The sequence below is a fragment of the Pandoraea cepalis genome, from assembly GCF_902459625.1.
In the GTDB taxonomy this organism is placed as follows: Bacteria; Pseudomonadota; Gammaproteobacteria; order Burkholderiales; family Burkholderiaceae; genus Pandoraea; species Pandoraea cepalis.
Genome location: NZ_CABPRY010000006.1, coordinates 14186 through 27477 on the forward strand (window position 1 = coordinate 14186; position 13292 = coordinate 27477).

Consider the following 13292-nt stretch of genomic DNA (forward strand, 5'->3'; position numbering starts at 1 on the left):
CCATTTCTCACACGTAAGACTGTCGAGGTTAGTAGCCAAGGATGTTGGTGGCGGTGGAAACGCCCCTCACACCATTCGCAGCCTTCTGTGCCATTGCGCTACCGTTAGAAATTGCCTGCTGCGACGACTGCGTGTCTGCGGCGTTAACGGACTGCTTATACGCCTCCTGGCGCACTAGCGTCTGGATACCTTGAAGCGTTGCCTGGTTAATCTCTGAGATGTTGTCGAGCGAAGCGTTCGTGATCGCGATCGAGTCGTTCGTACCGAGCAGGCCCGTGTTCTTAGTGACTATCGACTGTCGTTGCTGCATGGTTTTCTGCAACTCGTTCGACATGTTCGTATAGTTTGCAATCAGCGAAGTGGCATTTTGCTGCCCCGCTGCCGACTGGCCCGCGAGGTTTTGCATATAGCTCGAGAAACTGCCGTTCGTCGGATTAGCCGCATACTGCGACATCACACCCTGAACGAAGTTGGCTTGACCACCCAACTGCTGCATCAGCGACGCGTCGACGTTCCACTGATTCATCAGCCCCGACACAGCCTGGTCCGCGCCCACGGCCGAACTGATACCCGATAGGTTCGTGACGGTGTTTGCGGAGTTTTTAATCGAATTCTGCAGCATCTGAACTTCACGCACCGCGGACTCGATCTGCAGCTGCTCCTGCGCGAGCGTGTGAGCAGCCGTCTGGATATTCTGCGCAAAGTTTGTCGGATCGAAAACGATTGAACCACCGCCCCCGCCGCCAGCGATAGCTGGAATTGCACTCGCGGACAGCGTGAGGAGCGCGATGAGCTTAGGCAGTCTGCGCGTCGACGTCTTCTTCACTTTCAGGTTCACTGTCATAATCCACTCGTTTAATGGTAGCGGCTTCGGCAAGGTAGTCGTCAAGCCAGTCGGGGTTAGTCTTTTCGGTAGCCTTGTGCCTCTTGAAGATTGTGTGCAGGTGTTTCTCCGACCGCAGGTAATTCAGAACTTCCGGGGTGAACACCGTTTGAACGACCCTTGTGAAGTTGTCCTGCACGAACATGTAATCGAGGCGAGGTCGCAGACGACCAACCCGATTTATCTGCGTGTCATTAAGACCGAAGTTCTTCTTGTAGAACTCGCGGTGTGACTCGACCTTGTTGTTGTACATCAGGATAGTCGTCTTGATGTTGTCGATAAGGTCCTCGCGTACGGGGCCATTAATCGAGCCAGGACTCTGCACCGTGAGCCATACGAAAGCGTTCTTCTTCCGGAATGTCTTGAGCCAGTCGCCGATTTTTTTTGCGAACGTTTCGATTTGAAGAAGAAAAGATGCTTCTTCCAGGTAGATGAAAGTCGGTCGCCCATCGAGCGACATGTCAATGCATCGAAACGCGTATTCCATGAACATCTCGAACAGACGAGGAGTCGCTGCCAGTTCCTTCATCTCGATCGCAGTCCATGCTTCGAGACTTAAGTCATTTTCCTCGTTGTCGAAAATCCCATACGGTCGATCATGCAGCCATTCACCAATGGCCTCCGACATCTGCGGCGGGCAAAGTGCATGGAACGTTGCAATTGTCCTAGGGCTGACGAAGTGCTCGTCATACATGTTGCCGAGGATTCGGTCAATCTCCTCGCGATCTTCCGGCAGAACCTCGTACCCCGAGAGTTCCAGCATCCGCATGAGGAACTCGCGAACCCATATGCGGCTGTAGTCCGTGCCGTCGACCAGCTTGAACGGATTCAACCGTAGCGACCTAGCCTTGTAGTCGAGGTACTTGCCACCATGCAGGAAGGTCGTGATCTCAACCGATCCATCTCGGTCAAAGATGAAGGTGTTCACATCGCCGTACTTCTGGAACTGTGACAAGCAGAAGTTCACGAATGTCGTCTTGCCCGACTCCGTTGGAGCGATGAGGATCGCATGGCCGACTTGGCCGACGTGCGGCACCCACCGATATTGACAACCGTAGCTGTCAATGAACATTGCGTGCGGAGGCATCCGCTTTTTTATTACCTCGGAGAAGTGAGCGTGAATCCGCGGGCCCGGATTCATTGTGTAGATCGGCGCCAAGTCTGCCACGTTGTCCACGTGAATCAGATGGTAGCGAGCCTGCCACTGCCAATTTCCCGGCATCATTGCCGCGTAGCTCGGACCTAGATTCTCTCTCTCACGCAGCGTAAGGAGACGTTTGAGTGAGAACAGCCGCTCAATGTGTGCACAACGCCTCTCGAGATTCTCTCGGCTACGGTCAAAGACCATTACCGACAAGTTGTAATACGCTGCGTTCGGGCCACCGCCTGTCAGGCGCTTGAGGGCGCCTTCGGCGTCCGCAACGAGCTCCGCCTTCCCGGGAGCGGCCTCCGGCTTCCTACCAGTTGCTTTCGACATGATCGTCGCGGCCAAGGAATACTGGGTCATCTTGAGGAAGTTCCGGACGTCCGTCAGTTCCTTTTCACTCGCCTCCTTACCCATGCACCGCACGATCTGCGTCACGACCAGTTCGTTGTCGGATCGGAGCAAGTTCTCGAGCAGCATCGGATTCGATCGGGTCGGCCATTGTTTTGCACCGTAGATCGCCGCATACCGGTCACCGCGGTTGCCCGTGAAGCGGATAACGTCGGAGCCCACGACGACCGAATCCGCCGGCAGCCAACCATCCAGCATGGCGTAGTCCGGTCGCTCAACAACCTCAAACTCGCTGGCAGGATTCACGATCTGGAACAGTGCTTGATCGAATTCGCGCTCCTGCAGCCGGCGGAAGGACAAAGCAGGCGAGGCGCCGATGAACCCGGAGAGGATCTGCTCGAACGCCTTCCAGTTCATTTCGAGCTGTCGACGATCGCGCGCAAGCCCTGAGGCCGTTGATACTGATCCGTTCATCGCCTTAAGGTACGCCAGCGGCCCCGAAATCTGCTCTTCGGCCTCGATATGGCGAGCCCGGTCCATCACGCCATCGACACCCGTGTTCCCCGTGTAGAGCACGAAGAGCCAGTGGTGCATCTGGTAGAAAGATCCGTTGAGAAATGGTCGCGCATACGCATCGTCAACTCGGCGGGCAACTTCGTTCTTGAAGGTTTGCTTGAGGTAGCTGTACGCCTTTTTTCGTTTGGTTGTGATCCAAAGCGTGATCCGCTCGTCGAGGTTTGCGTTGATTGCGCGCTCGAACTCTTCGACAGCACGATCGACCAGTTCGTCATCAATGTTGTCGGGATCGAGACCTGAGAATTCGAACCCTGCCAGCAAGGAACCATCCTTGTTCAAGATGACACTGTCCGAGAGGTAGGTCATCCAAGGGAGCAGCTCTTGAAGCGGGCGCTCTTCTTCCTTGACTAGGTAAACGGGTTGCAGCGGGTCAGCCGACTTTGCCATGAAAAGTACCTATCCAGTTCGCCCGACTAGCACCGAAAGTCACGCCCGAAACCTTTCGGACGTTGCCCTCGACCTCGGAGATTCTCGCGAGGCCACGGGTGGTAACGATCAGCCATCTGGTTGTAGTTCTTTCTGATCTCCGTCGAAAAGAGATCATGCCGAAACTGATTCTTGTAGTAGGCCTGCGCAACAAACGCGGCACCGATCGGTAGGATCGTCGCCCACCAGTGCCATTGGTATGCCAGGTATCCCACGACAAAGGCCGATCCGTAGATGACGGCGGTGTGCGCACCGCTTAAACCTCCGGACATCTTCGGATTCACGATTGCCTGGATGATGGGGCTTGTACGCATGCCTACTTGCTCACCACGTTAGATGGAGCACTGGGAGTTCAGGCCCAATTGCGTGATGATCGTGACGGCAACGCTCGCCAGCACGGTCGGCACGCCGATTTTCACGGTCAAATCGGCCATATCGTTCTTGTTCATGTAGTGAGCGATGGCCCAAAGCAGAACCGCAGCGACCGCTACGATAGCCACGATCCCTTTCAGGATCGACGGGATAATGCACAGACCCTGTACGTTCACCGACGAACTCTGCGCCATCACTTTCTCGCTCGCGAGGAGCACCGCGACGAAGACCGCCGCTTGCACCGACGACAGACGGGACACCTTGGTTGCGTTTTTAGCAAATCGATTCGACAACGTACTTTCCATTTTCAACTCCTTTGACACGAATGATTTCACCGACACGACGGACATAATTGAACTTGCCGTCATCCCCCTGCTCCACCGACCGCGTAACGTGCACACATACATGCACGGCGCGGGCAATATATCCACGAACCGCATCCGGCGACAAACTTGCGTCTGGTGGCAGGCTCATCTGATAGAGCATCTCCAACACGTACAACATGTCTTCAGCCGAACTGGCATGTACAGTACTCAACGATCCGTCGTGCCCCGAGTTGAAAGCACGGATCAAATCGAACGTTTCCGAACCTCGCGTCTCGCCGAGAATTAGTCGGTCAGGCCTGGAGCGCAGCGTGTGTTGCACCGCTAGCTGCGCCGTCACTCCTTTCGACGCATTCGTCAGCAGGCGGACGTGGTGCTTCAGTTCGGGCTCAAGTTCGAGCGAGTCTTCGACCGAGATCACACGCTCGTACGCCGGAATGCACATGCAAAGAGCGTTCGCGAGCGTGGTCTTCCCACTGCCCGTTGGCCCACCCACCATGATGTTTTTCTTATCCGTCACGAATAGGTCGGTCAGCCAGTCAGCCTGCTGCTGGGTCAGCATTCCGCGCTCAACGAGCTGACCAAGGTTCGGTCGCTTTCCGCCCTGTTGGTGCTTCCGGATACACAGAGACGGCCCACCGTGCGACGCAGGGGCAAGTGCACCGGCAATGCGCAGATTCTCGACCGACGCAGAAATGAAGGTTTTCGCGGAGTTTGCCTGTACGTTCTCGTTGACGGACTTCGCGAGCGCAACGATAGCGCTCTCAATCTGGACATCCTTGAGACCTGCGTCCTCAATGAAGATCATCTCGCCGGCGCGCTCGGCGTACACGATGCCGCCCGCATTCACCATGACCTCATTCACGAGAGGATCCTCGAACAGGGAATTCAGTGGCTCGAGGTTCTTCCTGAGCACTTCCATCACGTGAGCCTTTTCGGACATCCTTTTTCCCCAATGCAGCGTAGCGTATATCTGGGAGAAATTTTCGAGTGTGACGTTGCCCGTACCTGAACGAAAGGCCCTGTGATTACCAGCTCTTTCAGCTTTTCTAAATATGAACGGCTTTGAAGGCTCTAAATGCGCATGGCCTTGCTGAGACAGCGTCTGTCGCCCCCACCCAACTGAGAGATGGGAACTTACGGGATCGACGTATTCAGCTGCGGCTCTGGAAATTGCCTACGGTGAACCAGGTCATCAACCCCAGCCCAAGGAACAGGCTGGAAACGATCCAGTGTCCCAGCGGCCACGGGCTAAACGGAACGAAGAAGAGCCACCCGATGAAAATCGCCGCTGCCGAAGCGCTGAGATTGAAGCTGATAGGGTTATAGAGACCGAATTCACTCCGCTTCACTGAGCGAACGACCACGCCATCCACCACGCATGGGAGAAAGATCCCGACTAGGCCCACAACATAGAATGGCCAGAAAGCCGTCCATCTCCAGATCACCCGATACATGTAGCGCCAAACTCGCTCCATGTAGCCATCCATAATCGAGCCGGCCCACGCGTAGCCCTTGTAACCCGAAGCTTGCGCTTTCTGGTAGTCGTTGACGGTCAGCCCCACCATCCCAGTGTTGACGAACCACGACTGGAACACTCCGGTCGCGCTCTTCGTAATCGCGTCCACGTTGGACCGACTACTGGTCACAAATGCGAGTTCAGAAGGCGCGATCTTGAAACTGTCCGACGGCATGAACATCGGGCAGATAAGAAGCGTAAGAATCGGCGCGATGATCCACCAAAAATAGACCTTCCCGGCAAACGGATTGTCTCGGATCTTTGCCATATCAGATGCCAGCCCTCATTGCGTTTGCCATAACATGTCGCACCACACGGCGAGCGATCGGTTCAGGCATAAGCCGCGAAACAAGCAGCACAGTAGACTCGTCGCGATTGTTATCGACACCATCCTCCGCCGGTCTGCGAGTCACCGTAATTTCGCCATTGCCATTTCGGGTGACGAACGTCATAAGGGATTCCATCAGCGGATCCCAGGACACCACTCCATCGACAACACGAGCCTCGACGCTCAGATCAAACACGTCGGTTGCCCGACGAAGAAGCGCAACGAGGTAGGCAACGAATGCTTCCATGTCGCCCTGCTTCTCTGTTGCACGATATGCCGATACGGCATCGATCAGACAGTCTCTCAGAAGTGGACCGTCGCGGCCGGGCAACGCGCAGCTCAAATGAGCAGCGAGACTATCCGAAGCGGATTCGAGCAATGCGTGGTCGAGCCAGATGTCGCGGGCCTTCGGGAACAGCATGCCGTCGCGCGCCACCTTGGACATCGCAACTGGTACGACCATCGTGTCTGTGATTTCATTCATTCGACAGGTTCTCCTCAGCCAAGATCAACGGCTGATGATGGGCACTCGGCCCTTGTACAACCAACTACCGCCGATGAAGGCAAAGTAGTTCATGGGAGGAAGGCGCGTCAGCAGATCCTCAGATACGAGCGCGATGTCTTTCACGCTCATGCTCCTCGACCCAGAACCGGAGAAGTCAGTCAGATGGCTCGTACTGTTGCGCCCGGAGTTCACGGACCGCGACTCGTCTCGGAAGCCGGTTTGTCCGAAAGATTGGGCGATCCATTTTGCAGTCTCGTAGTCTTTGAGGCGCAGCGTAATGACATTGTTAAGGTTGCCGAGCACCTGCATCGCTTTGTCTTTGCTGCCCATCCGAGCAATGAAGTCTGAGATGGTCTGTGTAGCGATGTAGCACTGCATTCCTGCTCCCCCCCCCTTGTTGAGGATCTGGATCAGTTGCGCGTTTAGCGCTTCGGACGCTTCGTCGACAAAGAGGTGGACGTCGTTTTTTCCTTCGAAGTTGTAGATCGCACCGCAGACCGACGCAAGGTCTGCCAGGATGATTGAACCGATAGCCGACCCAATGGTCGTGTTCGAGAGCGAATTCAGCCCCACGTAGAGTACCGCCCCTTCGGCAATGATCTTCCGCGTGTCCATGATTTCGCGCTCGTCGAAGACGTCCGTTGGATCAGGAGACAGCATGCGCCCTACTTCTTCCGAGCCGAGCATTTCAAGCAACGGCTCGAGCACCTGAATCATCTTCGAGTAGTGCTCTTTCGAGTGCTTGACCATTGCGCACAATGCGTCGATGGTCTCATCGAAAGGAATATCTTTGTCCTGGCAAGTTTTCGTGTAAAGGGTGATCCATGCGAGCAGTGACGACGGGTTCTTAGGATCTGCGAAAGCCTTCGCGTCTTGCTCCCACGTCGGTCCTGCATGCTTGTAAAACCACTTCCGTAGGATCGACTCCAGCAGGTCCTCGACACCAACCTGGGCCCAACGCTTTACGGAGCGAATCGTCGGATTGCGGCCATCCATCAATTCACCGCGGATGATGCCGTATAGCGTTTTCCACGCGAACGCCTGGAACGACCCGTTCGCATCGAGCTGCTCTGCGATACGGGATGCCAAGTCTGAGACGTTGTTCCAGTTTGCCAGGATACTCAGTCGAATCGACCTGGACGGATGCGCCGGATGGAAGTAATAGAAGCGCCGACCCGTCCGTGCGCACTCGTCACGCAATCGGTTCTCAATGTCCTTGTCCCCTTTAGGGTCAACGAAGATTACCGTTTTCCGCATGTGAACCAGTTGGGTGAGCAACATCTCATAGAACTTCGTCTTGCCGGCTCGAGTCGTGCCCGTCACAAGCGTATGGCCCGTGAGCGTTTCGAAACCGGCGCCAATCGGATACTCATCGGGATTGATACCGTGAATCCACGGCACGCCGATCTTGCTGTCATCGACCGGCTTCCATCCCGCTGGCTTCATCGATTCAACGATGCGCTCTGGGAGCCACTTTGGGAGCGGAGGAATATTGGCTTTGCCTCGACGCAGCAAGTGCTTGCTGATTTCCGCCTCTTGCTGATCCCATTCAAAACCGTTCCCGATGTATAGCTTTCTAGCGCCGGACATTTTCTTGGACCGCGCCATCAACTCGTCGACACTTATCTCCTCAACACGATATCCGCTGAGAGACAGCCGAAATCGAAAGAGGTCTACGGCCTGCAACCAGCGCCTGCGGGCTAAGCCGAAGCATGCAAGCCCAAACAGGGCCCACTCGATCTGCGTAGCGCCAAAGGCCCAACTGAGGACCAAGACTACTCCGCCGAGCACCCATGCGACAGCCGCTGGGACCTCGCAGGCCGGTCGGAACATGTCGTGGTAAGTCTTCATCATGGAGTGTTCACCCCGAACAAGAGACTGCGAGCGTCTTTTTGGAGGATGAGGCTTTTTCTCGTCTGGGAGATCTCGACGATCAGTTTGTTTTCCTCGAGGATCTGCAGCACCTTCGAAGCAGGCAGCCCATGCTTTGCGAAAATTGTCACCGGGACAGCGATACCCGACTCAACTTCGTTGCAGGATTTCTTGATTTGTTCGTAGTCATCGAGGGCTCGGATGGCCTTGAAGATATCGAGGACAATGTCTGGATACCTCGGAGTTGAAGGTGCCTTTTTCGTACCCTCCTCGATTGGTTTTTCGCCCGTCGAAGCAATAGTGACCGACTGCTGTGCATCCGTAACCACCGCAGGACTTTCTGACGAGCGTTGTGTTTCGCTTGACGAGTTATCACCATCGTGCGATTTACCGGCGGCTACCGCCGCTGGTGTTCCCACCCCTTCCCCGTACTTCTGAATAGACTCTGGTGTGACGCCATCGGGCAGGGCGCTCTTTTGGTAACGCCCCGTCATCGCCCGAGTTTCAAAATCACGGGCGGCTCTGTACGCCTGACGTACGCACGTAGTAACGGTCGACTCGCCGGTTTTCGGGTCAACCTGATAGATCGCATCGTGCGCAAGCATAGCGACTTCTTCCGCCAGATTTTGCCAAGTCCCGATACCTACGATGTCGGCAGCCCAGGCCACTGCATTCGCGGGACTGACCTTTAGTTCTGATAGCCTCCACTCGATGCTGAACTTGTTCGAGTTTTGCGCACGAACCCAGTCGCTTAGGGCAGGCTTCGAGTGAAAGGGGGTCCAAGTTCTGTTCTCCGAGCGAATAATCACTCGTGCGTGCATCGTGGCTGGTATTCCAGCTAGAGTCGAAAAGAACACCGCGAATCGATATTGGGGCACCAAAAGTCGGCGCTTCTCGGCTCCATGTGTCCCGGTAAAAAACTGCTGGTTGCCGATTTGTAGCGCATAGTAGCCCGCCATGAGGGCGTATCGAAGAAGTCCACCGGGCTCGGAGAAGCAGATTTGTTCCAGAGGGCATTCCTGGACATAATCCGCGACGGCGGTAATTAGCGGCTGCCAGTAGTTCGAAAAGACTTCGGGCGTGGCTTCCGATGAACTTCGGATGCGCGAAAGAAGTCCCGTCTCGGCTTCGACTCTTTGCAGGAGGTGAGATGGAGGGCGTAGGGAGAAATCCATGTTGCCATGGTAAAAAGTGCCCTCACAGGTTCTTCACTAAATGGCCGATGGAAACGGCAAGCTTTTGATTTCAGGCCGTGGCCGAATAACGTAGATCGGTCCTGGCCTCGTCCGCACCGAACACGACCAAGGGGAGTTGTCTTTGTTTTTTGGTCGAATTTCCATTCCCGATGCCGAATATTTGCTGTTTTGATTCCACTCAAGGAATGGATTTGGCGTGCTGGACGTGGTTGCGAGCAAGCAACCCTAGCAAAGATGCTACGATTTGTTTATTCGAGTGGCCGCTCGATAACTCGAATTTTCTGGTGCCTGAAATGGGACTTTGCTCAGCAATGTGTGGGTGTTCCGCTCCATCGGATATCTAAGAAACAACAAGTTGTTGTTGTTAACTATTTAAGTTAACAACCTATAAAACGTTTACGTGTCGCGGAGCCTTGTCCAGTAAGGGTTTGCGGGAAATATGGTCAGGGTTTACGGGGTGGCAAGTAATGGTATACGGGGCATTTCGAGGTAATAGGTCATGTTTTCTGGGTAAGGTCTTGGTCTATGGGATTTAATCCACAACCTTCGATTTTTCTTCTATCTGTCTGTTTTCATTGGGATATTTCACTCTGAGATCTGTCTCAGGTCGTACTTTTCGGGGTGATTGGTCATGTTTTGTGGGGGGGCGCAAGGTGACTGCGCTGACCAGGGGGACAGTAGACAAATCCTATCTAAATAGCATCGTATGTGAGCGCATACTTTCGCTATTACCACTCACTAATCACGTGTCCTAGTCGAGAAAGACCCCCGTATAAGCTGACCTTTGGTGGGGCTAGATCCTTGCCGAGCGAAAAGTCGCGCTTTGTGGGGCGCTCCGCTCAAGGTCCTGAGTACGCCGCAGACTAAAGGCAGGGCCTGCCACCTTGAAAGGTCATAATTTATGGGGGCCATCGCGGGGAAATCGGCTCTCAGCAAGGATCCAGGCCTGATCCCTGCACTTTTGAAGGGCAATCAGTCACATGCAGACGCCAGGCCTTGATTGCTGGGACGAATGATCGTCAAAGGTCGCGGTTTATGGGGAGGCAACTCAAATATCTGCCCATAAAGCCCGACCTTTCATTCATGCATTCATCAGGATCTAGCTCTGCTTCGTTGTGTCCTAAGGTCGTCTTTTATGGGCAGGATTCGCTTGCAACTCAAACGAACACCGGATCAGGGCTACCTTCGTGTTTGAGGCACGCCCCCAGCAGTCGGCTGGTCAAATCGACGGCAAGCCCTAAAGATCTGCGCTTATGGGCTAAGTCAGAGGCGCATCTGCGAACTCTCAAGTCATGGTTTGTGGGCATCATATCTACCTCGGTCAGTTCCTAGGTCATGCTTTATGGGGCAGCGGTGCGATGTTCCGGATGAAAATGGCTTTGGGTAACATACGCGGGCACCAATATCTGACCGTTGTTCCTCTGATCTCAGTTCCTGGCGAGGTAGCGGAGCGTCCTGCCGTGTTTCTCATGTGTTGGGTGTTTTGGGGCGCTGGTTGCTGTTGCCAAAACCGCAAAGGTCATGCTTATGTTGATTTTCATAACATGACTTTTCGATATAGAATCTCCCGAACAATTGGAGATCACTGTGCCCACCAAGAATGCTCAAACTCCTGTTCCGAGCGAACTCCGCAAGCACGTCGCAGCAATTCACACGAGCGGCCAACTCTCGTTCCTCGAGAGGAAGATGTTCAATGTCTTTCTGGCCAACGCACTCGACACCCTGCTGAGCCAGCGGCGCCACGTGATCCCGGTGAGCATTCTTGCTGAGATGATCGGGTTTAACTCGAAGAACGTCGGTGACCTCAAGGACGCGCTCACGAGCATCATGAAGAAGGTGCTTGAGTACGATCTGCTGCACGAGACTGGCGACTGGGAGGCTGCCCCCCTCCTCGCGTACGCGGCCATTAAGTCTGGTCAGTGTCACTACGAATTTAGCAGTTTCCTCGCGGAGCAGCTTTCAGACCCCAAGATCTACGCGACGATCAACCTCCAACTGCAAAAGAAGGTATCAGGTGCGTATGCACTTGCTCTTTACGAGAACTGTGTTCGATTCCGGGCTGTGAAGTCGACTGGCTTCATTTCCGTGGCCAAATGGCGTCGCTTGCTCGGTGCTGATGCGAGCACCTATGACGAGTTCAAGCACTTCAACGATCAGGTGATCAAAAAGTCTGTCGCTGATATCAATCGCAACATGGACATCCACCTCACGGCGGAGTATCGCCGGGAGAATCGCCGTGTCGTCGAGATCAAGTTCATGATTGAGGACAACGCGAATGGGGCGCCAGGTGGACTAAGTGATGACAATGAACTCGAACAGATCAAGTTGACCGAGGCATTCCGGAAACTGACGGCGCTGGGCGTAGGCGAATCTCTAGCGGCAATGTGGATTCGGCAAGACCCCGAGCGCGCTCTCGCAGCCGCAAATTACACAGACAATCGGGTTTCGCGAAAGCTCATCACTTCGAACGCCGCCGGCTATGTTCGATCGGTCTACGAGGGGGCTACGGATATTCCACTCATGCAGCAAAAGAAGTCTTCCGCCCCTCCTGTTGCAGCCGAGCTTCCCGGGCTTTCCGCCGCTGAAGAGGAGCGGGCTCAAGCGGTGCGGTCAGCTATGGCCAAGCTAAGCGATGCCGAGCGCAGTGCTTACGTGGAGAAGTTTCGGGAACAAGGGGGAGCGACGAGCACCTACAACCCTGAAACCACCAAGTTCCGTAGCGTGACCGAGCGAATTGCATTTACCGGGTGGCTCGCCCGGAATCTCTCGACGCAGTGACCCGTTGGATCTAGTGCTCGTTCGAGGCAGACCGGATCGCGAGCAAGGTTAAGCAGAATCGGGGGATCAATAGTTTGCTCAGACAAACTCGCCCCTTCATTAACTGCGAGACTTAACGGTGGTTTTTGTTGATAATTCGATGAGTTGCATTATTTACAGCCCTCCCTCCCTCCCTCCCCCTCCCCCCTCGCCCTTCGCCTTCCCTTCCCTTCCCTTCCCTTCCGTGCGGTCTGTCGGGCCGTACTCTACCGAGGCTCTAGCAATCTGAGCATCGGCCAAGTTTGCTCGAACAAACGACGCTGTTATGAGGCGGCCAGACCTCCAATGACTTCCTTGCGGCGTCTCGCCACCCACCACTTCTCACTGGCCCTGCTGTCTTTGTTTGGACAAATTTTTTCTTATCGGATGGACGATTGGCAGCTCCGCATGCTCACCAACACGAGATCTACGTTTTTCAGCAAGGCGAAGTAGCTACCACGTCAAATGACGTATCTCTCAGATGTGCGCAGCGAAGTGAGGTCTCCGCTCAAAAACGTCGCCTAATAGCCAGATGGTGAAAGGTTTGTGCTCATAGAGTTTGTTCAAACAAACCTCTCATGAATCATGTCGCGCGGGTGCGTCCCTCCCGAAGGTTGGCTCGATTTGTGCCTGCTAAGAATTGCCGAGCCGGTGCGTTGTGCGGTGGCCCAAATCGGAGCCAGCATGCACCTGGGCGGGGGAGGGGAGTTTGTCCGAACAAATTGTTCATCGAGAGTCCCTGGATGGGTCCGTGACTACATGGGTCAACTTGGGGTAGGTCGCCCGCAGAGTCTGTACATTTCTATGGCGGCCTGGTTGTGTGGTTGCCTGCGTATGGGGGGAGTTTGTTCGAGCAAACTCTAATGGTGCCGTAACTGGGATCGGCAGCTTCGCCTTGCCGGAGTAAGGGGTGTTTGGTCGTTCTGGCGCGGCAGTCGCCGCGCATTGGATGGTCTGAATTGTGGAAATTTTGCACGGAGTCCGAAATTGGACTTGCTGCT

At 54.8% G+C, this 13292-nt stretch carries 9 protein-coding genes; 1 reads left to right on the forward strand and 8 read right to left on the reverse strand.

The genetic code is table 11. From position 1 onward, the window contains the following. Positions 1-28: 28 nt before the first annotated feature. From PCE31107_RS13855 to PCE31107_RS13890, 8 genes are all read right to left on the reverse strand, one after another. Positions 29-844, reverse strand: a complete 816-nt coding sequence (locus tag PCE31107_RS13855) for a TrbJ/VirB5 family protein (protein ID WP_150609163.1) — start codon at positions 842-844, stop codon at positions 29-31. Beyond that, positions 795-3341: a VirB4 family type IV secretion system protein gene (locus PCE31107_RS13860; RefSeq protein ID WP_150609165.1), complete on the reverse strand. Its 2547-nt coding sequence runs from the start codon at positions 3339-3341 to the stop codon at positions 795-797. Before PCE31107_RS13860 ends, PCE31107_RS13855 begins: the two co-directional genes overlap by 50 nt. 371 nt (positions 3342-3712) lie before the next feature. Beyond that, positions 3713-4057: a hypothetical protein gene (locus PCE31107_RS13865; protein WP_150609167.1), complete on the reverse strand. Its 345-nt coding sequence runs from the start codon at positions 4055-4057 to the stop codon at positions 3713-3715. Beyond that, positions 4026-5018 carry a TadA family conjugal transfer-associated ATPase gene (locus PCE31107_RS13870; RefSeq protein WP_150609169.1) on the reverse strand — a complete coding sequence of 331 codons (993 nt, stop codon included), beginning with the start codon at positions 5016-5018 and terminating at the stop codon, positions 4026-4028. Before PCE31107_RS13870 ends, PCE31107_RS13865 begins: the two co-directional genes overlap by 32 nt. A 211-nt stretch (positions 5019-5229) precedes the next feature. Beyond that, complete coding sequence (locus tag PCE31107_RS13875; RefSeq protein ID WP_150609171.1) at positions 5230-5862, reverse strand: IncC plasmid conjugative DNA transfer DtrJ family protein; 633 nt, start codon at positions 5860-5862, stop codon at positions 5230-5232. A gap of 1 nt (position 5863) precedes the next feature. After that, a complete protein-coding gene (locus tag PCE31107_RS13880; protein ID WP_150609173.1) occupies positions 5864-6406 on the reverse strand; it encodes a hypothetical protein in 543 nt (180 codons plus the stop codon). A 24-nt stretch (positions 6407-6430) separates the two neighbouring features. Continuing rightward, positions 6431-8281 (reverse strand): conjugative transfer system coupling protein TraD, encoded by a 1851-nt coding sequence (gene traD / locus PCE31107_RS13885; protein WP_150609175.1) that lies wholly within the window; start codon positions 8279-8281, stop codon positions 6431-6433. Next, the gene (locus tag PCE31107_RS13890) at positions 8278-9474 is read right to left on the reverse strand and encodes a TraI domain-containing protein (protein WP_150609177.1); all 1197 of its coding nucleotides are present in this window, start codon (positions 9472-9474) and stop codon (positions 8278-8280) included. Before PCE31107_RS13890 ends, traD begins: the two co-directional genes overlap by 4 nt. 1608 nt (positions 9475-11082) lie before the next feature. Between PCE31107_RS13890 and PCE31107_RS13895 the strand changes: the two genes are divergently transcribed. Beyond that, positions 11083-12273, forward strand: a complete 1191-nt coding sequence (locus PCE31107_RS13895; RefSeq protein WP_174966665.1) for a replication initiation protein — start codon at positions 11083-11085, stop codon at positions 12271-12273. Positions 12274-13292: the final 1019 nt, after the last annotated feature.

Bases quoted from the DNA above. Each gene is read 5' to 3' on its own strand.
- PCE31107_RS13855 (WP_150609163.1), bottom strand. From the start codon at position 844: ATGACAGTGAACCTGAAAGTGAAGAAGACGTCGACGCGCAGACTGCCT.
- PCE31107_RS13860 (WP_150609165.1), bottom strand. From the start codon at position 3,341: ATGGCAAAGTCGGCTGACCCGCTGCAACCCGTTTACCTAGTCAAGGAA.
- PCE31107_RS13865 (WP_150609167.1), bottom strand. From the start codon at position 4,057: ATGGAAAGTACGTTGTCGAATCGATTTGCTAAAAACGCAACCAAGGTG.
- PCE31107_RS13870 (WP_150609169.1), bottom strand. From the start codon at position 5,018: ATGTCCGAAAAGGCTCACGTGATGGAAGTGCTCAGGAAGAACCTCGAG.
- PCE31107_RS13875 (WP_150609171.1), bottom strand. From the start codon at position 5,862: ATGGCAAAGATCCGAGACAATCCGTTTGCCGGGAAGGTCTATTTTTGG.
- PCE31107_RS13880 (WP_150609173.1), bottom strand. From the start codon at position 6,406: ATGAATGAAATCACAGACACGATGGTCGTACCAGTTGCGATGTCCAAG.
- traD (WP_150609175.1), bottom strand. From the start codon at position 8,281: ATGATGAAGACTTACCACGACATGTTCCGACCGGCCTGCGAGGTCCCA.
- PCE31107_RS13890 (WP_150609177.1), bottom strand. From the start codon at position 9,474: ATGGATTTCTCCCTACGCCCTCCATCTCACCTCCTGCAAAGAGTCGAA.